This is a genomic window from Escherichia sp. XD33 (genome assembly GCF_019375075.1).
Lineage (GTDB): Bacteria > Pseudomonadota > Gammaproteobacteria > Enterobacterales > Enterobacteriaceae > Enterobacter > Enterobacter flexneri_A.
In genome coordinates, this window is the sequence record NZ_JAENDM010000057.1 from 1 (window position 1) to 23126 (window position 23126).

The following is a 23126-nucleotide window of genomic DNA, read 5'->3' on the forward strand; positions in this document are numbered from 1 at the left end:
TGCCGTTACGCACCACCCCGTCAGTAGCTGAACAGGAGGGACAGCTGATAGAAACAGAAGCCACTGGAGCACCTCAAAAACACCATCATACACTAAATCAGTAAGTTGGCAGCATCACCCATTATTCTTATTTGCCTCGGAATGATCTGTTACAGCATATTCTCAAAAGTCTGGCTACTGGCACTGGTATGGAGACGTACCTGTTCGTTAGCCAACAGAATACCGATGATTCCCGTCTTCACCTGCCTGTTTTGCCTTTTCCTGGCATCGTTTCTTGCGGAAATGGCGCAGACCGACATGGGATATTTTATTCCTTCGCGAGTTCTGGTCGGTTTGGGAGCGGTATGCTTTACGTTGTTCTCAATCGTTTCAATATTAGAAGCGGGTTCTGCTAAAAAATAATTGCAACGTACCGGATAAAACCAGCGTTGACCATTTGCGTAACGCTGGTTTTTCTTAGGCATCATGAAATAACGCAGCATTAATGCATAGTGGTTAAGTATAAAAAACAGCAAAGTTACTGTTTTTTTCAACCTGTTCATATTTCATAAAGATCTGGCCACTGGGTGAGTTTTCAATCACCTTTCCATCCACCTTATATTAAGCATGGAGGGTTTCAGTTCACGGGCTCATTAGAAAATAATCACAAGATAACCACTATCAAAATTAGCTCATTTTTAATGCGACTCTAATAATTTTCATCTTTAGGAAATAGGTCAGGACGACTTTGCTGCAATTGTGTAGAGACATTAAAGTTGTATCCTTTAACCTGAAAAAGACTTTAAAGTTGTAAAGTTTTAAAAAAACACATACAAAACATGATGCTAAGTGTGTATCACACGCTGTTCCAACATTATGCCTTGATGTTCTTGCAGGAACTGCAATTTACAGGAGGAAAAAGGTGTTTTTGTAGTTATCTGGCGTTACGTGACAGTGTTGGTCAGATACTTCCACCTCTTCAGAGTTAAAGTTTGATATATGGGAAAAAAAACGCTCCCGGACGGGAGCGTAAGCCAGTGACTTCGGCGTCAAATGAGGGTCTAACAAGTGGAGCTGCGGGTTAATTCTGGGTGATCTGACTGCGATGCTTATCAGCCTGCTGCTGGTGAACAACGGAAGACTGACCATTATTCGCCTTCTCATGTACAGCTGCGGCCTTCTCATGCTCGCTCATTTCAGAAAATGACTTTGCTGTTTCGTTGGTAGCTCCGGGTTTAGCTTTCATCATTTTTTTATGCATTTCAGCCATGTCCTGGTGGGCAGCAGAATTGCTGTTTTGCATCATGTCATGGGACATTGCGGCCTGATCGTGACTGCTCATATCCATCATTGTCATGCTGTCTCCCTGAATTGCACTTTTTTCAGCAGATGACTGCATCTGGTGGGCAGGTGCCTGTGCATTATTTACCTGGTCATGCATGTTCATTGTCTCTGCAGCCATGGCAGATGAAGCGGCAGCCATAATGGCAACAAATGATACGAGAATCTTTTTCATGGTTGGGTCTCCGGTGTTTACATACCCAAACAATCAATGGCTTATAACAGAGAAAGCAGTTGATCTCAGGGCGGGTTAATCATCACTCCAGGAACCAGGTGATTGTGTTATCACGCTGCTCCTGATTTATGAATAATTATAAAAAACCGCCTCTGTTTATCGCGTGACTGAATGATGACAATTTTGTCACCTTCCAGGTTTCTCCTGAACAACGGGATTAATCCATTAACAGGCGCACTTTGAACACAATTTCACGCCCCTGCTGTTCTGCTGACAGCTCGCCGCCGTGAGCATGAATGATCGACCTTGTAATTGATAATCCCAGCCCCGCGCCTTCCGTGTTGTAGAACCTTGATGAGTCTGCGCGATAGAACCGGTCAAACAAACGTTCCAGATTAGCGGGAACCTGGCCGGACATCGTATTCGTAATCATCACGTTCACACAGTCACTGTCACGCTCAAGGTGTATCGCTGTACAGGTGTTATCGGGAGAATACTTGATTGCATTGGAAAGCAGGTTACTGAAAGCACGTCGGAGCATATCGCTGTCTCCGGCAACAACGCCCTCTCCTTCAACCGTGATTGTCTTTCCTGTTTCGTCTGCCAGGGGCTCGAACAACTCACGTAATTCATTCAGTTCGGCTGCCAGATCCACATCATGTTTATCCAGCCGCAGCAGACCATGCTCTGAACGTGCCAGAAAAAGCATGTCACTGGTCATTCGTGACAACCTTTTCAGTTCTTCCAGGTTAGCGAATAAAATTTCGCGGTAATGCGAAACATCCCTTTCCTTAGCCAGTGCAAACTGCGTCTGCATCATCAGATTACTGACTGGTGTGCGCAGCTCATGCGCGATGTCAGACGAGAAATCTGACAGTTTCCGGAATGCCCCCTCCAGGCGATCAAACATATTATTGAACTCCTGCATGGTCTCAGAGATTTCCGGCGGAGCCAGATCGGGATTTAGACGCTGATCCAGGCTGTGTACGGTCATGGAGGAAGCCAGACTGGTCATTTCCCGTAGCGGTTTCAGACCAATACGTGTGGTCAGCCAGCCCAGAAAAACAGAAATAAAGACCAGACCGATATTGAACCAGAACAGCCAGGTACTGAGTTTGTCCATAAACAGGGTGTGATACCCAGTATCCGTGGCAACCGTAATGATGACATGTTTGCTTTTACCCTGTTCCGGCGTCACGGCAACCCGCCGCGAGATACTGCGGTACACGGTGTTATTTTCTTCCGTCTGGATCATATAGTCGAGAATATCACCCGACTTATTAAGCAGGACCGCTGGAACAACAGAATTTTTGGCATAGAGTTCAACAATTTTTTCATTTTCCATGTTTTTTATAGAAATGAATAAGCCATTGTGCCCCACCATCGCATCGTTTATTTTTTCTGATAATGACTTAATATCCGTTTTGTTCCTGAACGTCTCTGTTTTAAGAAACTCTTCGGTGAGCTGAAGTTTACCTGTCAGAAAATCGCGGTCCTGATTATCGAAATAGCCATTAAGGGTGCTAATCAGGATAAAACTTGATAACCACCATACCGTAAGCATCACCGCAGAAAAAATCAGGCTCAGGCGTGTGGTCAGGGAAATTTTGAACCTCACTCTTCTCTGATCTCCAGGACATATCCGGCACCGCGAACGGTATGGATCAGTTTTGGCTCAAAGTCATCATCAATTTTACTTCTCAGACGTCTCACGGCGACATCAATCACATTCGTATCACTGTCAAAATTCATGTTCCAGACCAGGGACGAGATAAGACTCCTGGGTAACACTTCTCCGGTGCGTTGCAGCAGCAACTCAAGCAGAACGTATTCTTTACCGGTGAGATGGATCTTCTTCCCCGAACGGATCACGGTCCGGCGCACCATATCAACGGTCATATCGGCGATGGTGCAGACTGTTGCGGCCTGCGAGCGTGCCCGGCGCAGTAGGGTTCTTACACGTGCAACCAGCTCCGTAAAATCAAAGGGCTTAATCAGGTAGTCATCTGCGCCAAGCTCCAGTCCTTTCACTTTGTCCCGCACGTTGTCCTTTGCGGTTAAAAACAGGACCGGTTCTTCGTGCCCGGACTCCCTCAGTGCGCTGATGATTTGCCACCCGTCGAGGAAAGGCAGCATCACGTCCAGTATTATCAAATCATACTGTCCCTTCGACGCGGCCCCGAGACCATCGCGGCCATTATTAAAGAGATCGGCCTGATAGCCTTCCTCAACCAGTCCCTGCTGCAGGTAACGACCTGTTTTTTGTTCGTCTTCAACGATTAAAATACGCTGCATGGTCAACTCGCTGATATGAAAGTAAAAATCTCACGCATGAGCTTTGGCTGTCCCCTAGCTGACCTGAGACGGAGCAAGCATTCCGAGCCACGCTACGGCGCCCAGAATGATAATCGCAACAACGAATTCTGTCAGGATGCTGTTTCGCATCAGGGCAACGCTGCGATCATAATTCCCTTCCCTGACCATAACTTCAAGCCGGGGACCCAGGTGAAACCGGTTTGCTGCAGCCAGAAGAAGCATCAGAACAAACAGAGCCGTCTTGGCAAGCAATATCCTCCCCCAGGAACTGTTGAATAAGGGAGTTAAGTTACCCTCAGCAATATACAGATAGTTGACCAGCGCACTCAGGATCAGGGCTACAACAATCACCGTTCCTGCCGTGGCAAATTTTGCCAGGGAGTCAGATATCACAATGACGCTCTGTGCATTATGCTCGTTTCTGCGCATCAGCAGGATAGCAAATGCAACCAGAGCACCTGTCCAGGCACCTGCAGCGCCGAGATGGGTCAGATCGCTCAGTAAATGGAGATAGTAATGCAGACCGTCATGCATAACGGCGTGTCCTCCCCAGGCAAGTGTAGCCAGCGCCACGCCCCCACTCATCGTCATCAGCAGGCAGGACAATACTCTCTTATTAGTGTAAAGGAACAAAGCACCGAGTGTGGTAAACAGGGCACAGAGCCTGACAATCCAGCTAATACCCACATCAGTTTCTTCTATCACCATCTCGATAACATGGATGGATAATTCTCTGAGGTCAGTTACTCCACTCATGGCATTAGATACCAGGAGCATATTAATGCCAGTAAGAATGATGCCTGTAACAACAGCAAAAGTTATAAACGACCTGAAATTAGTCAGGTTATAGGTTTCATGTCTGACACCGCTTATTCCATATATCTGAAAAAATGGCAATCCAAATATTACCATCAAATCCAGATAAAGAAGAAAACGAATAACAATCATAATCAGGTCGTTCATAATATTACTTCACTGTAAAGGTGTAATTACCGGTAATAAGGTGCGTATCTGAAGAAACCGCGCGCCAGTCAACACGATAAGTGCCAGCGGGTAAAGGCTCTCGCGGAATAATGACCATCGATTTAGGGTCAGCGCCTGGCGCCACTTTTGCCGCGACCGGCATCGGAGAATGTGATGACATGCCTTTCATACCCGTCATCGTTAATTTTGCACCTGAGAATTTCACGGTCAGATTTTCCGAGAAATTAAGCTGAATCTTTTCCGGGGCCGCTACGGCTGAATCAGCCTGTGGCACAGAGCTTTTTAATTCCGGATGGGCCATAGCAGAGAAAGCAACGCCCATAACGAGGCCACCTGTAAGAATGGCTTTATTTAAAATCGACATTTTATTTACCTGTTTAGTTGAGTGTTTTATATCAGTGCGTTAAAACCAGATTCTGGCTCCCGCCAGGAATACTACCTGATGGTCTTTCTCACCTTCTCTTTTCGCCATATCGGATGTTTTCCCGTAAAGTTGATTCCAGGAAACGCCTATATAGGGTGCAAACTCACGGCGTATTTCATAGCGCAGCCGGAGCCCCAGCTCTGTGTCAGTCAGTCCCCTGCCGCGACCCCGCGATTCATCATCCTGACTGTAGAAATTCACCTCATAGGATGGCTGGAGTATGAGCCGGTTAGTCAGTAAAACGTCGTATTCTCCTCCCAGACGAAGGGCTGCTTTTCCGCCATTACTGACAAAACCCGTAATTTCAGACTCAAAATTATAGAGTGCCAGCCCCTGAAAACCGACAGCAGCCCAGGTCCGGGCAGAAGCAGGTCTGAAATCCTGCCTGACACCCGCAACCAAATCCCACCATGGGCCAACCGCATGTCCCCAGAGTAACTGCGCTTCAGCCGCCTCCGTTTCCCCATTGCTTCGTTCACCTTCACTCTTTAGCCAAATCCGATCTGTGTCGCCTCCAATCCAGCTGTTAACACTCCAGCTGAAATTGTTGGTGTTATCCGACCGTTGCCATTCCAGTTGATCCAGCAGAACCAGATAATTAATCGCACTGTCGTGAATCGCATGCCCCTGTAAATTGCCGAATGCAGCCTTCCGGTCGGCATCGGTAACAGGCGGAATTGGCGTTCTGCTCTCAGTTACAATGGGCTCCATTGACGTCATCTCAGTGAAATTCTCATCTGCTGGCATCTGCATGGCAGACATGTCGTGCCCGGCGTGGGGATCTGCAGAGACGGAGCCCGCCGCAATAGAAAGCTGTGAGGTAAACAAACCGGCGACCAGAACAGGTATGGCCTTCAAATTTCTCTTCATTCGCATCATTCCTCCACCCGGACTTCACGAAACATTCCCATTTCCATGTGATAGAGCAAATGGCAGTGATACGCCCAGCGGCCAAGCGCATCTGCTGTCACTCTGTAACTGCGTTTTGTACCAGGGGGAACATCTATTGTGTGTTTACGAACCATGAAATTACCGTTTTCATCTTCCAGATCGCTCCACATACCATGCAGGTGAATGGGGTGAGTCATCATGGTATCGTTGATCAGCGTGATCCTGAGCCGCTCACCGTATTTCAGCAGCACCGGTGCGGCATCTGAAAACTTGATTCCGTTAAATGACCAGGCAAACTTTTCCATGTGGCCGGTTAAATGCAGTTCTATGGTACGGCCAGGTTCACGTCCGTCAGGATCCTCAAAGCGGCTTTTCAAATCCGCGTACGTGAGAACCTTTCTTCCGTTATTTCGAAGACCAATACCCGGATCATTTAATTTCGGAGAGACGCTCATCGCCTGCATATCAACCAGTGGGTTATCCGTTTCTGACGCAGGATGACTTTGCATACCCGGCATTCCGGCCATCCGGGAATGATCCATACCGGCCATGCTGCTGTGATCCATGGGCGCGGAGGATGTCCCGCTATCCGGAAGGTCAGCACCGTCCATAGACATCATCTCTCCGCTGTTATCCATGCCTCCCATCTGGCTGTGGTCCATTCCTGCCATATCATGTCCCATTCCCCCCATACCCATATCTTCCATGGTCAACAGAGGACGGGGATCGAGGGGGGGAACGGCAGCACTTAACCCCTCTCTCGTGGCCAGTGTCCCTCGAGCGTAACCGGTCCTGTCCATGGATTGTGCGAAGATGGTATAGGCCTCACCCTGAGGCTCCACAATGACATCATAGGTTTCGGCAACGGCAATCCTGAATTCGTCAACGGTAACCGGGTTTACATACTGGCCATCTGCAGCCACGACCGTCATTTTCAGCCCGGGGATACGGATATCGAAATAGGTCATTGCCGAGCCGTTGATAAACCGTAAGCGTATCTTTTCACCGGGACGGAACAGTCCGGTCCAGTTTTTCAGCGGGGCCTGCCCGTTCATGAGATAGGTGTAGGTGTAGCCACTGACATCCGCGAGGTCAGTCGGATTCATTTTCATTTCAGCCCACATTTTCCGATCGGCAATGGTGGCTGACAGCCCCCTGGTATTCACGTCGCGGAAAAAAGAGCCAACGGTTGGTTTATTGAAATTGTAGTAATCCGACTGTTTTTTTAATTTTTTCAGCAGGCTGTGAGGATTTTCATCGGTCCAGTCAGACAACATGACCACATGCTCACGATCGTAAGTAAACGGTTCTGGCTCCCCGGCATCGATGATAATGGCACCGTATACCCCCTCCTGTTCCTGCAGACCGGAATGGCTGTGGTACCAGTAAGTCCCGTTCTGCTTAACCTTAAAGGTGTAAACGTAGGTATCATCAGGCTCTATGCCCATAAAACTCAGCCCCGGAACACCATCCATATTGGCCGGAAGAATAATGCCGTGCCAGTGAATGGACGTCTGTTCATTAAGACGGTTTTTGACCTTCAGGGTAATGGTGTCACCTTCTTTCCAGCGAAGAACGGGCCCCGGCAGGCCTCCATTGATTGTTTTGGCCTGACGCTCACTGCCCGTGATATTGACGGCCGTTTCACCAATGGTCAGGTCAAACTGAGTACCCTGCAGGGATGCGGCAACTGGCAGGCTCAGACTGGAACGCGCATTGAAACTCCATACGCCAAGACTTCCGGCTACGCCAGAGAGGGTTAACCCCTTCAGGAAAGTTCGTCGAGACGTTTTCAACAGCATGCGTATTCCCTTATTTAAAGTATGGTTACTGACAGAATTCGAGAACCGATTTAAATTAAATTACTGGTTCATCCACTTACAATAAAATGAATCTAGCACACCTTAAGAAACAAATTCATTACAATCGTGTAATGTACATAGCTGTATTACATTTACGTCATCTTCCCCACAGGTTGATTATTTTTATATATGATCATAAGGACATCTTTTATGTACCTCAGAAGGTAATTACACATGAATATATTAATCACGACCACTGCGTTTACAGCTTTATTTTGTGGGGCAGCTTTTGCTCAGTCCAGTGATATTGCCCATGAAGCACATCGATTTGTTAATAATGCCTCAGCCGTCAGTCATGTGAATTCCTCGACGCATGAAAACTTACCGGACAGGGTTAATAAAAACAACACGCCCTCATTCTCTGAAATGAATGAACATGAAAGGGCCATTGTTGCTCATTCATTTATGAACAACAGCGCGTCCTATGCGCATCAGAAAATGATTGAGGAACATAAAAAAATGCTGTCCGGCAGTGACGCAAATTCAAAGACCTCGTCTTCTTCTTTTAACGAACTGAATGCCGGAGAAAAAGCCGCTCTCGTGCATGAGCAGGTCAATAATGCCGGTGCGGAAGCACATCAGACGCAGGCAAGAAAGCTTCGCGGGCTGTATTCGACCAGGTAACTGCAGGCGGGTTAGTGCTTAGCGTCAGGTGCGCAGCAGGGCTTTACTGACGGGTTACGTAGCAGGACATGAGCCCCATATTGCTCTGCCGTAACCTGTTTCAGTCCCGTTAATCATCACCGTCGGGCTGGTCATACAGTTCCCAGAGCTTCAGGAGCAAACGGGAAACAAGATATGTTACAAAAATGACGACCATCAACGGTGCTCCCGATTAACTGACAGATGACACGCCTCCTGAAAACCCCTAGCATACGCCGCAGTGTTCATGCTAACGGCGAATTCCAGTAAATGTATTCTACCGATGTCGTAAAAGAAAATGCCTACCTTTCAGCCACCCGCTCGGGGCTGGAATCGAACGAGATCGCTACTCTTCAGCGCTCCTTGCCTTCCCGGTTTAATCTGCGGCATTTGAAAAAAAATGAATCATTAAAACTCGTACTGCAAAAGAAAGCGGGAAAATCACGTGTCGTGGCCTATAAATTTACGTCCGGTTCATTTAATTACACGGCGTATCGTATATCAGATAAAAAGTTCTATAACCTTTCCGATACTTCCGGGAAAGGCAGTCTCGATTATCCGTTACCGGCCACAGCAAGACTCAGTTCGCCTTTCAATCCTGCAAGACTTAACCCGGTATCGGGAAAAGTGAGTCCCCATAATGGCATTGATTATTCCATGCCCATGAACACGAAAATAGTCAGCGTCATCGACGGAAAAATCACCCGGGCCGAATACAACAGTACCATGGGATATTTTGTTGAAGTAACGGGAAAAGCCGGTGTTAAAACTCGCTATCTCCACCTCAATAAAATACTCGTTACTAAAGGGGCCAGGGTTACACGGGGAGGTGCTATTGCGTTATCCGGTAACAGCGGACGTTCATCCGGTCCTCATCTGCATTACGAGCTGGTCATCAATAACAACCCTGTTAACTCTCTGGCGTTCCGGGCAGCGGCACCCGCTGATAACAAACTCGAACAGCATGCCTTTGCGCATGCCAGAGACTACGAACGATACCTGGACTGATAACGGGACCGCGACGCGGCCCCGTCTGCCGGATTAATTTTTTTTATCGTTTTCACTTCCGTGATGTTGATGATCTCCATGCCCTCCGTGGCCGTGGAAAAGATGCATTAGCGGGCAGACCAGCAATAACAGATATGGCCAGTAACCTGCCACATGTGACCAGTGTTCGCGCAGGAGGGCAAATGCCGCGATCGCGGCGACAGCAATAAGCGCATAGGTGGTACTTTTCATACTGGACTCCTTCTGTTCGTAACTGACCCTTCACTCAGTGTTATTTCCCGAGCCTGACACTTTTCAGACGCAACGCATTCACAATGACGCTGACGGAGGAAAGAGCCATGGCCGCCGCCGCAATAACTGGCGACAGCAGTATTCCATACACAGGATAAAGCAGACCTGCAGCCACAGGCACGCCAAGTGCGTTGTAGATAAATGCAAAAAACAGATTCTGACGGATATTTTTCATGGTGATCTCTGACAGATGACGGGCCCTGTTCAGTATCATCAAGTCGCCTTTGAGAAGGGTGACTCCGGCACTTTCAATTGCCACATCTGTACCCGTTCCCATGGCTATTCCCACGTCAGCCGCTGCCAGCGCCGGGGCATCATTCACACCGTCTCCGGCCATCGCAACCACATGGCCAGACGCTTTCAGTCGGGTTATCACTGCTTTTTTGCCATCCGGCAGAATCCCGGCTTCAACCTCATCTATTCCCAGTTTCCGTGCGACTGCTTCAGCAGTAAGCTGGTTATCCCCGGTGAGCATAACAATGCGGATCCCCGCCTGACGCAAAGCTTTAAGCGCATCCGGCGTGGTTGCTTTCACGGGATCCGAGATAGCTATCAGGCCTGCAAGGTACCCATCTGTGGCCACATAGATAACGGTAGCGCCTTCCATCCGCAACTTATCCGCAACGGCCTTTTGATTATCAATAACGATACTGTTTTCCTGCATAGCCAGTTCATTACCAATAACAACCCGTTGACCTTCAACATCGCCTGAAACACCTTTCCCCGACGGAGCATTGAAATCACTGACTGCGGGTATCATGATCCCCCTGTGCTGGGCTGCCCGGACTACAGCCATACCCAGCGGATGCTGCGAGCCTTTTTCCACTGCGGCCGCTACACGTAAAAGAGATGCTTCCCCACCCGGATTGAGACTGATAATCCCTGTCACCGTAGGCGAACCTTCCGTGAGCGTGCCTGTTTTGTCGACAACCAGCGTGTCCACTTTTTCAAGACGCTCAAGGGCTTCGGCATTCCTGATTAACACCCCGGCCTGGGCTCCTTTGCCTACCCCCACCATTATCGACATCGGTGTGGCCAGCCCCAGTGCGCAGGGGCAGGCAATAATCAGGACCGACACAGCCGCAATCAGACCGTGCGCCATCCTGGGCTCGGGCCCCCAGACAGACCAGATCACGAAAGCAACAACCGCGATAAGTATCACCAGAGGAACAAACCAGCCTGAAACGCTGTCAGCCATTCTCTGGATGGGGGCACGCGAACGCTGTGCATCAGCGACCATCTGAACAATTCGTGAGAGCATCGTTTCATCACCGACTTTCTCTGCACGGATGATAAGACTCCCTGTCTGATTAATCGTCCCCCCAATGACAGGGTCATCCTTCGTTTTGGTAACCGGCATAGACTCCCCGGTCACCATCGATTCATCAACGGTTGTTTTGCCTTCGATCACGATACCGTCGACCGGAATACTCTCTCCAGGTCTGATGCGGAGCTTATCGCCAGGCAGGACATCTTCCGCATTAATATCCGTTTCATGACCGTCATGATCCAGCCGTCTGGCGGTTTTGGGGGCAAGGTTCAGAAGCGCAGTAATGGCGCCTGAGGTTTGTTCCCGTGCCCGCAGCTCAAGAACCTGTCCCAGCAGAACAAGCACCGTAATAACTGCTGCGGCTTCAAAATAAACGGCCACCAGGCCATCCATGTTTCTGAACGATGCAGGAAACCAGGAGGGGAAGACGGTTGCAATGACGCTGTAAACCCAGGCTACGCCGGTCCCCATTGCAACAAGGGTAAACATATTCAGGGAGCGGTTACGTAACGACATTCCGGCCCGGGCGAAGAATGGCCAGCCACACCACAACACGACAGGGGAGGCCAGAAGCAACTGCAGCCATGTGTTGTACTGTGGCGGTACTGTATTCCTCAAGTCGGGAAACAGATGAGATCCCATTTCGAGTACCAGAACCGGAAACGCCAGCAACAACCCCAGCCAGAAGCGTCTTGTCATGTCGTGAAGTTCATCACTCGGCCCCGTGGATGCCGTAGCTACGAGCGGCTCCAGTGCCATTCCACAGACAGGACAGCTTCCGGGACCACTGCGGCGTATCTCCGGGTGCATCGGACATGTCCACACACCTTCAGAATTCTCTTTTTCCGCCTGGTGGTGAGGCTGTTTTATCTGATCAGGGCTGACTTCGTGATGATCGTGGTGATGGTGATGGGAATGTTCACTGGCATCTTCGGTAAGATAACGATCGGGATGGGCTTTAAATTTACTCTCACAGCTGGCGGAGCAGAAATAAAGTTGATGGTCCTGGTATCGAATGCTGCTGTGCGCCCTGTCGGGCAGGATGGCCATCCCGCACACGGGATCTCTCACCTTATGCAATACGTGGCCCTCGTCCGGGGATAATGTCTGCTCAGAAGCAGTCTGGTTGTTGTGTTGCACTGCATTGTTATTTTTCACTGTAACTCTCCTTATGCATATCTGAAGCATTTTCTGTCTTCAGGGTATGTCATGGATGCGATTACCACGAATATCGCCGGCACAGGAGTGCCTGCTACCGGCGTCCCGTTATCAGCCGTTCCGCTGACTATTCGATTCGCTGGAAGACTTTTTTACTTCCATCCGGTGAGAATGCGATAACATCGTAAGCCTCTTTTCGGGCTCCCATCTCCATTCCAGGACTTCCTGCTGGCATACCGGGGGTGGCGAGACCGTATATACCCGAACCAGACTGCATTGCCTTATGTATCGTTGTCGCAGGCACATGGCCTTCAATGATCAAATTACCGGCAACCGCGGTATGACAACTTCGTAGTCCTGCAGGAATAGCATGCTTTTCTTTCTGGGCTGACAGCGCCTGATCATTCATGACGTGAGTTCGTACTTCGAACCCGTCTTTTTCCATCGCTTTGCCCCACAGGGAACAACAGCCACAGTTTTCAGATTTGTACATATCAATGACTTTTTCACTCGCCATCGCGGGTAGTGAAAGGCCGAGAGCCAGCGCCATTAGAACCACTTTTTTCATACTCACCTCTGTATATTATCGATATAAACCCTGACGTCAGGGTGAATCAGTAAAGAAGGACACCCACAGGGGGTGCCCTTTCAGGTTCAGGACACGCTTTTTTTATGTCTGCGCAGCCAGATTAATTTGTAGGCGGCAGGAATAATGAACAGGGACAGCAGCGGAGCCGTGATCATCCCACCAATCATGGGTGCCGCGATACGGCTCATGACTTCTGAACCTGCACCGGTTCCCCAGAGTATTGGCAGCAGACCCGCAATGATCACCGCCACGGTCATGGCTTTCGGCCGGACACGCAGTACGGCACCATGATAGAGGGCTTCATCAAGGCCTTCCGGTGTGAACGTCTCTTTACGGGACAATTCCGGGTGCGCGTCAATGGCATGACGCAGATACATCAGCATGACCACGCCAAACTCTGCTGCCACCCCGGCCAGAGCGATAAACCCCGTTCCGGTTGCGACAGACATATGGAAGCCCTGCCAGTACAGGAACCATATCCCGCCAACCAGGGCGAACGGCAGGCTCATCAGGATCAGCAGGGCTTCATCAACCCGGCGGAATGCCAGATACAACAGGATGAAGATGATCATCACCGTCATCGGCACCATCAGCTTCAGTTTCTTGTTGGCATGCTCAAGCAGTTCAAACTGTCCGGAGAATGACACGCTGGTACCCGGTCTCAGTTTCACTTTCTGACTGATCGCCGTTTTAATGTCATTAACCACCGACACCATATCCCTGCCGCGCGCGTCAATGTAAATCCAGCTGGCTGGACGGGCATTTTCCGTTTTCAGCATAGTCGGCCCGGAAACGACCTTAATATCCGCAACATCGCCCAGCGTGATCTGCTGCTTCATCGGGGTCAGGATCGGCATCTGTTTCAGGGCCTGCGGGCTGTTCCGGTAATCCTGCGGATAGCGGATATTAATCGGGTACCGGGCCACGCCTTCAACCGTTTCCCCTACCGTCGCGCCGCCGATGGCTGATGAGATGAACAGCTGCACATCGCCCACCGTCATTCCGTAGCGGGAGGCTTTTTCCCGGTTGATATCCACATCAATGTAGCGCCCGCCTTCCAGTCGCTCTGCGAGAGCAGACACTACGCCGGGTACGGTTTTGGCGACCGCTTCGATACTCTGCGCCGTTGCATCGATATCGGACAGAACCGTTCCGGACACCTTGATACCTATCGGGCTTTTGATCCCGGTTGAGAGCATATCAATACGGTTACGGATTGGCGGCACCCAGAGGTTTGCCAGCCCCGGTAAACGGACGGTCCTGTCGAGTTCTTCAATAATCTTGTCAATCGTCATGCCTGGACGCCACTGATCCTCAGGTTTGAGCTGGATCGTGGTTTCAACCATTTCGAGCGGTGCGGAATCCGTGGCGGTCTCTGCTTTACCGGTCTTGCCAAATACAGAGGCCACTTCAGGAACGCTTTTGATTAACTTGTCCGTCGTCTGCAGGAGCGCTGCAGCTTCAGCCGGAGAGACACCCGGCAGGGTCGACGGCATATACAACAGGTCGCCCTCGTTAATCTTCGGCAGAAACTCACCGCCCACCTGGCTCAGCGGCCAGATAACGGTGAAAATGGACAAGGCCGCAACCAGCAGGGTTGTTTTTGGCCAGTGGAGAACCCACAACAGCAATGGATGATACGCTTTGATCAGTACCCGGTTCAGGGGGTTACTGGTCTCTGTAGGAATTTTCCCCCGGATCCAGAATCCCATCAGAATCGGAATGACGATGATGGCCAGCGCGGCCGCGCCCGCCATGGAGTACGTTTTCGTGAATGCCAGCGGGCCAAACAGACGTCCTTCCTGACCTTCCAGGGTAAAGATAGGAATAAAGGACAGGGTGATGATCAGCAGGCTGATAAACAGTGCGGGTCCCACTTCAACGGAGGCATCGGTAATCACCTTCCAGCGGGTGGCGTTGTCAATCTGCTCACCCGGATGCTGATGATCCCACTCCTCAAGCCGCTTATGCGCATTCTCAATCATCACAATGGCGGCATCCACCATCGCACCGACGGCAATCGCTATCCCTCCCAGCGACATGATATTGGCGTTCAGTCCCTGGAAGTGCATGACGATAAAGGCGATACACAGACCAAGCGGCAGAGAGATAATCGCCACCAGGGCAGAACGTACGTGCCACAGGAACAGGGCACAGACGATGGCCACCACGATAAACTCTTCCAGAAGTTTGGAACTGAGGTTATCAATCGCCCGGTCGATGAGCTGGCTGCGATCGTAGGTGGTCACGATTTCAACGCCTTCCGGCAGGCTGGCCTTCAGCGTCTCAAGTTTATCCCTCACTGCCGTGATAACGTCGCGTGCATTTTTACCCGACCGCAGGATCACCACGCCGCCAGCGACTTCGCCCTGGCCGTTCAGCTCGGCAATACCACGCCGCATTTCAGGCCCGGTCTGCACGCGGGCAACATCCCGCAGATAAACCGGCACGCCGTTCTCGCCTGTTTTCAGGACGATGTTATTAAAATCATCAATGCTCTGAAGATAACCGCTGGCACGGACCATATACTCAGCTTCGGCCATTTCAACGGATGAGCCACCGGCCTCCTGGTTAGACGATTCAAGGGCCTGTTTCACTTCGGGCAGGCTGATACCATACTGAGACAATTTTACCGGATTGACCTGAATCTGGTACTGTTTCACCACGCCGCCAACCGAAGCGACCTCAGCCACGTTCGGGATGGTTTTCAGCTCAAATTTCAGGAACCAGTCCTGCAGAGAACGCAGTTCTGAAAGGTCGTGTTTTCCGCTGCGATCGACAAGGGCATATTCAAATATCCAGCCCACCCCCGTGGCGTCCGGACCGATTTCAGAACTCACACCGGCGGGCAGTTTTCCCTGTACCTGGTTCAGGTACTCCAGCACGCGGGAACGGGCCCAGTACAGATCGGTGCCGTCTTCAAAAATGACATACACATACGAATCACCGAACTGTGAAAAACCACGCACGGTTTTTGCGCCAGGCACGGACAGCATGGTGGTGGTAAGTGGATAGGTGACCTGGTTTTCTACAATCTGCGGGGCCTGGCCGGGATAGCTGGTTTTGATAATGACCTGCACATCTGACAGGTCAGGCAAGGCATCGACAGGCGTGTTAATAATCGTCCATGTGCCCCAGATGCTGAGAAACAGGGCCCCCATCATGACCAGGAAACGGTTGGCGACAGAGCGCCGGATAATCCATTCAATCATCGTCGTCTCCTCAGTGCCCTGAATGCATATTTACAGGCTGGTCAGACATTGCTGGCATACTGCTTTCTGTTTTTTCAGGGTGGCGCATACGTTCCAGTGCGCCCGTAATATTGGCTTCAGAGTCAATGAGGAACAGGCCACTGACCACCACGGTATCGCCTTCATTCAGGCCGGAGCCGATGCCGGACTGTTGCTGTGACTCATGCAGAACGTGGATCTGTTTCGGCACAAACTTGCCTTCATCATCAACAGTAATCACGCGCTGTTCTTTGCCGGTATCGATAACGGCCTGGCTTGGTATCAGCAGCATCTCCTGGCTTCTGGTATTCAGTTTCAGATAGGCATTCATGCCCGGCTTGAGAAACTCATCCTTATTAGAAACCTGGAGACGGACCTGAAGCGTACGGGTTGTCTGATCCACGCTGGGAAGAATATTCCATTTTTCGACATGGAATGTTTTATCCGGATAAGCCGGTACCGAAATTTCAAACTGCGACGTATCTTTCAGCAGATAGGCGATAGATTCTGGCACTGCAGCGCTGATCCAGACCGGGTCCATTCCCTGAATCTGAGCCACCACCTTATCTTTCGAAATATTCATGCCGGTGCGCAGGTCAAATGCAGTAATGACACCATCAATAGGTGCTTTAATGGTAAAACGGGTCTGAATGCTCCGGGTAGAACGCAGTCTCTGAATATCCTCTTCCGGCATACCTGCCAGGCGAAGCCGTTCCAGAACGCCTTTAATTTGCGTGGAAGTACCACCGGTGCTGGATAACAGAAGGAATTCACTCTGTGCTTCCACCCAGTCCGGAATGGTAATATCGATAAGTGGCGTCCCCTTCTTCACATGATCGCCAATCGTCATGGGGTAGACTTTTTCGACAAACCCGTCAGAACGCGCCTGCACAATAACAAACTGATACTCGTTATAGCTGACATTAGCCGGGATTGTCTGAGAATAATTCAGCATTCCTCGCGTGACTTTTTGCGTTTTTAATCCCAGATTCTGAACCTGGGTTGGGTCGATACGGATCCCGCCACTGCTTTTATCGCCACTGTCATCAGCATATTTTGGCACCAGGTCCATATCCATAAAGGGCGATTTTCCGGGTTTATCAAATTTGGTATCCGGTTTCATCGGGTCATACCAGAAAAGTACCTTTCGCTCCGGTGCCTTTTGTTCGGTTTGTACTGTTTTTTGTGATGAGTTTACATACTGCCAGGCAGTAACCGATATCAGCCCCCCTGCTATGAGGCTGCTGATAATTATTGCAGCATATTTTATCTTTAAAGAAGCCATACAATTTTCCGCTAAAAAATCAAAACACCTGGCATATGCGCCTGACGGTTAACTCACACATATACCTATGTGAATGTACAGGCGCACAGGATGTAATCGCTCCGGACAGCCAATCAGGACTGCGTCACGTTAATGCTTTTGAGTAAGGAGATATTGCCCTGCTGAATAAACGAGAAATCGACATGGTTGCCTGTTTTCAGGGCATTAATAGCATCGTCTGCATTAACAAAAGTAAAGCGCATGGTCATTGCAGGCCAGCCCACCGCTGGAATTGCTTCATGCGAAATGGTGATTTTCTTAGTATTCATATCAATGTCTTTAACGACACCGGTGCCCTTGATAACTTGCTGTACCGAAGCATCACTGGCAGTATTCATATCGCCATGCTGATGTGTTTCAGCATGAAGACCGGCAGAAAACATGACAGAGAAGGCACCAAATAAAACGGCTTTAAGTGAATTACGCATTTTAATTTCCTGATTAATTAAATAAATTTACTCTACCCAACCGCCACCCAGCGCGGTAAACAGATTAATTTCGTTAACCTGCCGGGAATAGGTAAGATCGAGAATGGTTTGCTGGGTAGCGAAGAGGGAACGTTCTGCATCCAGCACTTCGATGTAACTGACAGCACCACTTGCATACAATCCTCTGGCACGCTGGAGAGTTATCTGAAGTGAATCAAGATAACGCTGCTGTGACTCAAGTTGCTGGCTAAGGCTGTCGCGCAGCGCAAGCGTGTCGGAAACATCCTTAAAGGCTGACTGAATTTTTTGTTCGTAATTAACCACCGACTGTTGCTGGCGAATTTCAGCCAGCTTCAGATTGGCTTTATTCCTGCCAGCATTAAATATAGGAATTTCAATTTTAGGGATAAAATTCCACATTCCACTTCCTGACGTAAACAGGCTGGACAGCTCCGTACTGCTTGTGGAAAGACCACTGGTCAGGGTAATTGAGGGGAAAAAGGCCGCTCGCGCTGCGCCAATATTGGCATCAGCCGCTTTCAGCTGATATTCCGCTTCCATAATATCCGGTCGCTGCAGCAAAATTTGTGAAGACAGATTTGGTGGCAATTTTACTGGGGCTATCTCCCCGCCTTTCATCCCTTTTTCTGACGGAAGTGCGCGGTACGTTCCCAGCACCAGTTGCAGGGCATTGTTTGCCTGAGCCAGATCGCCTTCTCGTTTGGCTATTTCGGCGCGGGTACTTTCGATTTGTCCTCGCGCCTGTTCAAGTGCCAGAACGTTCGTACTCCCGGTCACGAGCTGCTGCTCAACGAAAGCATAGGACTGTTGATAATTTTTCAGCGTTTCCCGCGCAATACGAAGTTGTTCGTACGCCAGTTGCTGGCTGAAATAGCTTTGTGAAACGTTGGATACCAGCAGGATGTGTACGGCCCGACGGGCTTCTTCGCTGGCAAAGTAGTTCTGGCGATCAGCATCACTCATGTTCTTAAGTTTGCCGAAAAAATCGAGCTCATAGCTGAGCTCCAGTCTCGCGTCGTACTCCTGTGTGGTCGGCTTGTCACCTTTCAGACCACCGCTGTATGTTATCCCGGATGAGGCATTCAGCTGGGGATAACGATCTGCATCCGTGACGTTGAACTGGGCTCGGGCCTCTTCAACCTTCAGGGCAGCCATTCTCAAATCACGGTTATTAGTCAGAGCTTCACCGATCAACCGGGTAACCTGGGGATCGACAAAAAAGTTACGCCAGCCCGTATCCTGATAGCCATTTACCGCTGGCGTCAGGCTGTTATGGGACAGTGAAAACTGCTGGGGTACCGGTGCTGCGGGCCGCTGATATTCAGGCGCAAGCGACACGCAGCCTGCCAGGATGAATATCGTGCTAATGCTGAGTAATTTTAATTTGAACATAACGCTTCTCGTCCAGGCAGACCTGGTAAATGGTTCAAATGAAGTCCAGAGTATTGATAGGGGTACTTTACCTAACGCTCTCTGTTTGCCGGGTGACAGGATAATGACAATGTTGTCATTTTTGCTGTAATCCGTTGATAACGATCGTGGGCGCAATAGAATGACATTAGCAGCCAGCCGGGGAGCAAGATGAAAATATTGATCGTCGAAGACGAAATTAAAACAGGTGAATATCTCAGCAAAGGGCTTACAGAGGCAGGGTTCGTAGTGGATCACGCTGATAATGGTCTTACCGGATATCATCTCGCCATGACAGCCGAGTATGATTTAGTCATTCTGGATATCATGCTACCTGATGTGAACGGCTGGGATATCATCCGCATGCTGCGCACTGCCGGAAAGGGTATGCCGGTCTTACTGCTGACAGCCCTCGGCACGATCGAACATAGGGTCAAAGGACTGGAACTGGGTGCGGACGATTATCTGGTTAAACCCTTTGCGTTTGCCGAACTGCTCGCCCGGGTGAGAACCCTTCTGAGGCGGGGAAACACGATGATCACGGAAAGCCAGTTTAAGGTGGCTGACCTCTCGATTGATCTCGTATCCAGAAAAGTCAGTCGCGCCGGAAACCGCATTGTGCTCACCAGTAAAGAGTTCAGCCTGCTGGAATTCTTCATTCGCCATCAGGGAGAGGTTCTTCCCCGCTCCCTGATTGCCTCTCAGGTCTGGGACATGAATTTTGACAGCGACACTAATGCGATCGATGTCGCAGTAAAGCGACTCCGCGCTAAAATAGACAACGATTACGAGACAAAGCTGATCCAGACAGTCCGGGGCGTGGGCTACATGCTGGAGGTCCCGGATGCATAGCAAACCTTCCAGACGCCCTTTCTCACTCGCTCTGCGGCTGACCTTTTTTATCAGCCTGTCCACGATACTGGCTTTTATCGCATTCACCTGGTTTATGCTGCATTCTGTTGAAAATCATTTTGCCGAGCAGGATGTCAGCGATCTTCAACAAATCAGCACCACACTGAACCGTATACTGCAGTCCCCGGTGGATCCGGATGATAAAAAAATAAGCAAAATAAAGGAATCAATTGCCAGCTACCGCAACGTTGCCCTTTTGCTCCTCAATCCCAGGGGGGAAGTGCTCTTTAGCTCAGCTCAGGGGGCGGCACTACGCCCGGCAGTGAATTCAGCAGATTTTAGCGAGCACAGCCGCGCACGGGATGTCTTTCTCTGGACGGTGGAGGATCCTGCGGGACCGATGGATACCGGGTCCGAAATGAAGATGGAAACATACAGGATTATCGCCTCCTCTGGTCAGGCGATATTTCAGGGCAAACAGCAGAACTATGTCATGCTGACTGGCCTATCCATTAATTTCCATCTCCATTACCTCGATGCGCTGAAAAAGAACCTGATTGCGATTGCCGTCGTGATAAGCCTGTTGATTGTTCTGATCATTCGAATCGCTGTCCGTCAGGGGCACCTGCCCCTTCGTAATGTCAGCAATGCCATTAAAAACATCACCTCCGAGAATCTTGATGCGCGACTGGAACCGACACGCGTTCCCATTGAGCTGGAGCAACTGGTTATCTCGTTCAATCATATGATTGGAAAGATTGAGGATGTCTTTACCCGCCAGGCCAATTTCTCTGCCGATATCGCGCATGAGATCAGAACGCCCATCACCAATCTGGTGACGCAGACTGAAATCGCACTGAGTCAGGATCGAACACAGAGGGAACTTGAGGATGTCCTCTATTCCAGTCTTGAAGAGTATAACCGGATGACCAAAATGGTCAGCGATATGCTGTTCCTGGCACAGGCAGATAATAATCAGCTGATACCTGACAGGGTCATGTTTGACCTCAGAGCGGAAGTCATGAAAGTCTTCGAGTTTTTCGAAGCCTGGGCCGAAGAACGCAATATCACGCTCAAATTTAACGGGATGCCCTGCCTGGTTGAGGGAGATCCACAAATGTTCAGAAGGGCGATCAATAATCTGTTATCCAATGCCCTGCGTTATACCCCGGAGGGACAGGCAATCACCGTCTCAATAAGAGAGCAGGAGAGCTTTTTTGACCTTGTGATTGAAAATCCGGGGAAACCAATCCCTGAAGAGCATTTATCAAGGTTGTTTGACCGTTTTTATCGGGTGGATCCGTCCAGACAACGAAAAGGAGAAGGCAGCGGCATCGGCCTTGCGATTGTGAAGTCAATCGTGGAAGCACATCACGGAAGAGTGCAGGTGGAATCGGACGTACACTCAACGCGTTTTATCTTATCCGTGCCCAGACTGGAGAAAATGATTCCGGACACCCAGTGCTGGGAATAAAGATTTAAATGACAAAGATGTCATTAGCCTGTCATGCAGCAAACAGAAGCCATTCGATATAATTAGTGCAACTTATCAGGAAGGCTGGATTGCTTTATCAATATCCGGCGTCAGTGGACGCCAGGAAATGAATATCCAGTCCCCTCCCGGAGAAATAAACACTTCCGAACCTGTTTCAGTTATGGAACTGAAAACACCGGTTGTACTCCCCCGGACATCACTAATTAAGAAATGGAGAGTTATCATGAAAAATATCGTATTAGCATCCTTGCTGGGCTTTGGCTTAATTTCTTCGGCCTGGGCCACTGAAACCGTGAATATCCATGAGCGGGTCAACAATGCACAGGCACCTGCTCACCAGATGCAGTCTGCTGCGGCTCCTGTCGGGATCCAGGGGACTGCACCTCGTATGGCCGGTATGGACCAGCATGAACAGGCCATTATTGCTCATGAAACCATGACGAACGGGTCGGCGGATGCGCACCAGAAAATGGTGGAAAGTCATCAGAGGATGATGGGAAGTCAGACCGTTTCCCCTACCGGGCCGTCGAAGTCATTAGCGGCAATGAATGAGCATGAAAGAGCTGCAGTTGCCCATGAATTTATGAATAACGGTCAGTCTGGCCCACATCAGGCCATGGCCGAAGCGCATCGTCGCATGCTCAGTGCAGGCTGACGGCGAGGGAAGTATCTGTGCTGTCCTTATTTCCTTGATAGATTTTTCCGTAACCGGATATATGGCAACATCTTTGCCCCCTACAGGGGGCATTTTTATCAGATTCTGCTACAGTTAACGGGCATCAACGCTAAAAGGATATTTTTTATGAAAGCCAGAAACACTTTATTTGCAGTATTAATGTTATCCCTGCCAGCGATTTCAGCAGAACATTCAGAAATGAAAATGACTGATATGTCTACCTCGGCTTCGTCACAGGAATATATGGCTGGCATGAAAGACATGCATGACAAAATGATGGCTGCCGTAAATGAGTCCGATCCCGACAAGGCTTTTGCGAAAGGCATGGTAGCGCACCATGAAGGGGCAATAGCAATGGCTGAGACCGAGCTCAAATACGGAAAAGATCCGAAAATGAGAAAGCTCGCGCAGGACATCATTAAAGCTCAAAAAGGTGAAATTGAGCAGATGAATAAATGGCTTGATAGTCAAAAGTAAACATTGTAGAAATGTCACGACAAGCGTGATTTTACATCGTTCCTGGGCGCGGGAGTCGGTTAATCTTTATATAATTCAAACCCGATTAATTTCGGGTTTTTACTACTCTGTACTCCGGTCCTTTGTTGAGGACCGGAATATATGCACCTGAGATGCTTATTTAAGGAAGTTGCGATTAAGTGGTCCGCAGCTCCCGATATGACGCCCCAAACCGTCCTTTATCGACGTCCTGTGGCTCAATTTTCCAATTTTCAGCCCAAAATCGTCTCTTCGTGGCTGATTT

At 49.7% G+C, this 23126-nt stretch carries 21 protein-coding genes and 1 pseudogene; 7 read left to right on the top strand and 15 right to left on the bottom strand.

Translation table 11 applies throughout. From position 1 onward, the window contains the following. Positions 1-64, bottom strand: a 64-nt coding sequence (locus K0778_RS21620) for an IS1 family transposase (protein ID WP_001676991.1), incomplete at its 3' end; no start/stop codon positions are given. A 47-nt stretch (positions 65-111) separates the two neighbouring features. On the opposite strand from K0778_RS21620, the pseudogene K0778_RS21625 reads away from it, so the two are divergent. After that, positions 112-402 (top strand): annotated as a pseudogene (locus K0778_RS21625) (DUF2776 family protein); the annotation flags it as partial. A 658-nt stretch (positions 403-1060) separates the two neighbouring features. On the opposite strand, the gene pcoE reads toward K0778_RS21625, so the two are convergent. From pcoE to pcoA, 7 genes are all read right to left on the bottom strand, one after another. Next, positions 1061-1495: a copper resistance system metallochaperone PcoE gene (gene pcoE, locus K0778_RS21630; protein ID WP_000723069.1), complete on the bottom strand. Its 435-nt coding sequence runs from the start codon at positions 1493-1495 to the stop codon at positions 1061-1063. Between the two features lie 217 nt (positions 1496-1712). Beyond that, on the bottom strand, positions 1713-3113 hold the full coding sequence (gene pcoS, locus K0778_RS21635; RefSeq protein WP_001211180.1) for a copper resistance membrane spanning protein PcoS: 1401 nt from the start codon (positions 3111-3113) through the stop codon (positions 1713-1715). Beyond that, on the bottom strand, positions 3110-3790 hold the full coding sequence (gene pcoR, locus K0778_RS21640; protein WP_001188930.1) for a copper response regulator transcription factor PcoR: 681 nt from the start codon (positions 3788-3790) through the stop codon (positions 3110-3112). The genes pcoS and pcoR overlap by 4 nt, the downstream gene beginning before the upstream one ends. Positions 3791-3844: 54 nt before the next feature. After that, on the bottom strand, positions 3845-4723 hold the full coding sequence (pcoD, locus tag K0778_RS21645; RefSeq protein WP_229692861.1) for a copper resistance inner membrane protein PcoD: 879 nt from the start codon (positions 4721-4723) through the stop codon (positions 3845-3847). Between the two features lie 55 nt (positions 4724-4778). Continuing rightward, positions 4779-5159 carry a copper resistance system metallochaperone PcoC gene (pcoC, locus tag K0778_RS21650; RefSeq protein WP_020219105.1) on the bottom strand — a complete coding sequence of 127 codons (381 nt, stop codon included), beginning with the start codon at positions 5157-5159 and terminating at the stop codon, positions 4779-4781. Between the two features lie 39 nt (positions 5160-5198). Then, entirely contained in the window at positions 5199-6089 is an 891-nt protein-coding gene (gene pcoB / locus K0778_RS21655; RefSeq protein ID WP_001378118.1) for a copper resistance outer membrane transporter PcoB, read from the bottom strand. Positions 6090-6094: 5 nt separating this feature from the next. Beyond that, complete coding sequence (gene pcoA, locus K0778_RS21660) at positions 6095-7912, bottom strand: multicopper oxidase PcoA (protein WP_000925240.1); 1818 nt, start codon at positions 7910-7912, stop codon at positions 6095-6097. 234 nt (positions 7913-8146) lie between these two features. Here pcoA and K0778_RS21665 point away from each other — a divergent pair, with 234 nt between their 5' ends. Together K0778_RS21665 and K0778_RS21670 are read left to right on the top strand one after the other, a co-directional pair. Further along, positions 8147-8596: a copper resistance protein gene (locus K0778_RS21665; protein ID WP_001023257.1), complete on the top strand. Its 450-nt coding sequence runs from the start codon at positions 8147-8149 to the stop codon at positions 8594-8596. A gap of 288 nt (positions 8597-8884) precedes the next feature. Beyond that, positions 8885-9622, top strand: coding sequence for a peptidoglycan DD-metalloendopeptidase family protein (locus K0778_RS21670; RefSeq protein ID WP_000287501.1), 738 nt, complete (start codon positions 8885-8887; stop codon positions 9620-9622). A 33-nt stretch (positions 9623-9655) separates the two neighbouring features. Here the strand turns inward: K0778_RS21670 and K0778_RS21675 are convergent, their stop codons facing one another. The 7 genes from K0778_RS21675 to silC all read right to left on the bottom strand — a co-directional run bounded on the left by K0778_RS21675 (position 9656) and on the right by silC (position 19325). After that, positions 9656-9853 carry a DUF2933 domain-containing protein gene (locus tag K0778_RS21675; RefSeq protein ID WP_000843494.1) on the bottom strand — a complete coding sequence of 66 codons (198 nt, stop codon included), beginning with the start codon at positions 9851-9853 and terminating at the stop codon, positions 9656-9658. A 40-nt stretch (positions 9854-9893) separates the two neighbouring features. Then, positions 9894-12371, bottom strand: a complete 2478-nt coding sequence (gene silP, locus K0778_RS21680) for an Ag(+)-translocating P-type ATPase SilP (RefSeq protein WP_001398208.1) — start codon at positions 12369-12371, stop codon at positions 9894-9896. Positions 12372-12468: 97 nt separating this feature from the next. Next, entirely contained in the window at positions 12469-12909 is a 441-nt protein-coding gene (locus K0778_RS21685) for a DUF411 domain-containing protein (protein ID WP_000758229.1), read from the bottom strand. A gap of 86 nt (positions 12910-12995) precedes the next feature. Beyond that, a complete protein-coding gene (gene silA / locus K0778_RS21690; RefSeq protein WP_153449118.1) occupies positions 12996-16142 on the bottom strand; it encodes a Cu(+)/Ag(+) efflux RND transporter permease subunit SilA in 3147 nt (1048 codons plus the stop codon). A 10-nt stretch (positions 16143-16152) separates the two neighbouring features. Continuing rightward, entirely contained in the window at positions 16153-17445 is a 1293-nt protein-coding gene (silB, locus tag K0778_RS21695) for a Cu(+)/Ag(+) efflux RND transporter periplasmic adaptor subunit SilB (RefSeq protein WP_001381488.1), read from the bottom strand. 113 nt (positions 17446-17558) lie between these two features. Continuing rightward, positions 17559-17912, bottom strand: a complete 354-nt coding sequence (gene cusF, locus K0778_RS21700) for a cation efflux system protein CusF (protein ID WP_001246155.1) — start codon at positions 17910-17912, stop codon at positions 17559-17561. 27 nt (positions 17913-17939) lie between these two features. Continuing rightward, on the bottom strand, positions 17940-19325 hold the full coding sequence (silC, locus tag K0778_RS21705) for a Cu(+)/Ag(+) efflux RND transporter outer membrane channel SilC (RefSeq protein ID WP_000475507.1): 1386 nt from the start codon (positions 19323-19325) through the stop codon (positions 17940-17942). 189 nt (positions 19326-19514) lie between these two features. Here silC and silR point away from each other — a divergent pair, with 189 nt between their 5' ends. From silR to K0778_RS21725, 4 genes are all read left to right on the top strand, one after another. Continuing rightward, on the top strand, positions 19515-20195 hold the full coding sequence (silR, locus tag K0778_RS21710; protein ID WP_000697968.1) for a copper/silver response regulator transcription factor SilR: 681 nt from the start codon (positions 19515-19517) through the stop codon (positions 20193-20195). Beyond that, positions 20188-21669, top strand: coding sequence for a copper/silver sensor histidine kinase SilS (silS, locus tag K0778_RS21715; RefSeq protein ID WP_000555736.1), 1482 nt, complete (start codon positions 20188-20190; stop codon positions 21667-21669). Before silR ends, silS begins: the two co-directional genes overlap by 8 nt. A gap of 244 nt (positions 21670-21913) precedes the next feature. Further along, positions 21914-22345 (top strand): silver-binding protein SilE, encoded by a 432-nt coding sequence (gene silE / locus K0778_RS21720; protein WP_000790485.1) that lies wholly within the window; start codon positions 21914-21916, stop codon positions 22343-22345. A gap of 147 nt (positions 22346-22492) precedes the next feature. Beyond that, on the top strand, positions 22493-22843 hold the full coding sequence (locus K0778_RS21725; protein WP_000647571.1) for a DUF305 domain-containing protein: 351 nt from the start codon (positions 22493-22495) through the stop codon (positions 22841-22843). Positions 22844-23126: the final 283 nt, after the last annotated feature.

Bases quoted from the DNA above. Each gene is read 5' to 3' on its own strand.
- pcoE (WP_000723069.1), bottom strand. From the start codon at position 1,495: ATGAAAAAGATTCTCGTATCATTTGTTGCCATTATGGCTGCCGCTTCA.
- pcoR (WP_001188930.1), bottom strand. From the start codon at position 3,790: ATGCAGCGTATTTTAATCGTTGAAGACGAACAAAAAACAGGTCGTTAC.
- pcoD (WP_229692861.1), bottom strand. From the start codon at position 4,723: ATGGTAATATTTGGATTGCCATTTTTTCAGATATATGGAATAAGCGGT.
- pcoC (WP_020219105.1), bottom strand. From the start codon at position 5,159: ATGTCGATTTTAAATAAAGCCATTCTTACAGGTGGCCTCGTTATGGGC.
- pcoB (WP_001378118.1), bottom strand. From the start codon at position 6,089: ATGAAGAGAAATTTGAAGGCCATACCTGTTCTGGTCGCCGGTTTGTTT.
- pcoA (WP_000925240.1), bottom strand. From the start codon at position 7,912: ATGCTGTTGAAAACGTCTCGACGAACTTTCCTGAAGGGGTTAACCCTC.
- K0778_RS21665 (WP_001023257.1), top strand. From the start codon at position 8,147: ATGAATATATTAATCACGACCACTGCGTTTACAGCTTTATTTTGTGGG.
- K0778_RS21670 (WP_000287501.1), top strand. From the start codon at position 8,885: ATGTATTCTACCGATGTCGTAAAAGAAAATGCCTACCTTTCAGCCACC.
- K0778_RS21675 (WP_000843494.1), bottom strand. From the start codon at position 9,853: ATGAAAAGTACCACCTATGCGCTTATTGCTGTCGCCGCGATCGCGGCA.
- silP (WP_001398208.1), bottom strand. From the start codon at position 12,371: ATGCTTCAGATATGCATAAGGAGAGTTACAGTGAAAAATAACAATGCA.
- K0778_RS21685 (WP_000758229.1), bottom strand. From the start codon at position 12,909: ATGAAAAAAGTGGTTCTAATGGCGCTGGCTCTCGGCCTTTCACTACCC.
- silA (WP_153449118.1), bottom strand. From the start codon at position 16,142: ATGATTGAATGGATTATCCGGCGCTCTGTCGCCAACCGTTTCCTGGTC.
- silB (WP_001381488.1), bottom strand. From the start codon at position 17,445: ATGGCTTCTTTAAAGATAAAATATGCTGCAATAATTATCAGCAGCCTC.
- cusF (WP_001246155.1), bottom strand. From the start codon at position 17,912: ATGCGTAATTCACTTAAAGCCGTTTTATTTGGTGCCTTCTCTGTCATG.
- silC (WP_000475507.1), bottom strand. From the start codon at position 19,325: ATGTTCAAATTAAAATTACTCAGCATTAGCACGATATTCATCCTGGCA.
- silR (WP_000697968.1), top strand. From the start codon at position 19,515: ATGAAAATATTGATCGTCGAAGACGAAATTAAAACAGGTGAATATCTC.
- silS (WP_000555736.1), top strand. From the start codon at position 20,188: ATGCATAGCAAACCTTCCAGACGCCCTTTCTCACTCGCTCTGCGGCTG.
- silE (WP_000790485.1), top strand. From the start codon at position 21,914: ATGAAAAATATCGTATTAGCATCCTTGCTGGGCTTTGGCTTAATTTCT.
- K0778_RS21725 (WP_000647571.1), top strand. From the start codon at position 22,493: ATGAAAGCCAGAAACACTTTATTTGCAGTATTAATGTTATCCCTGCCA.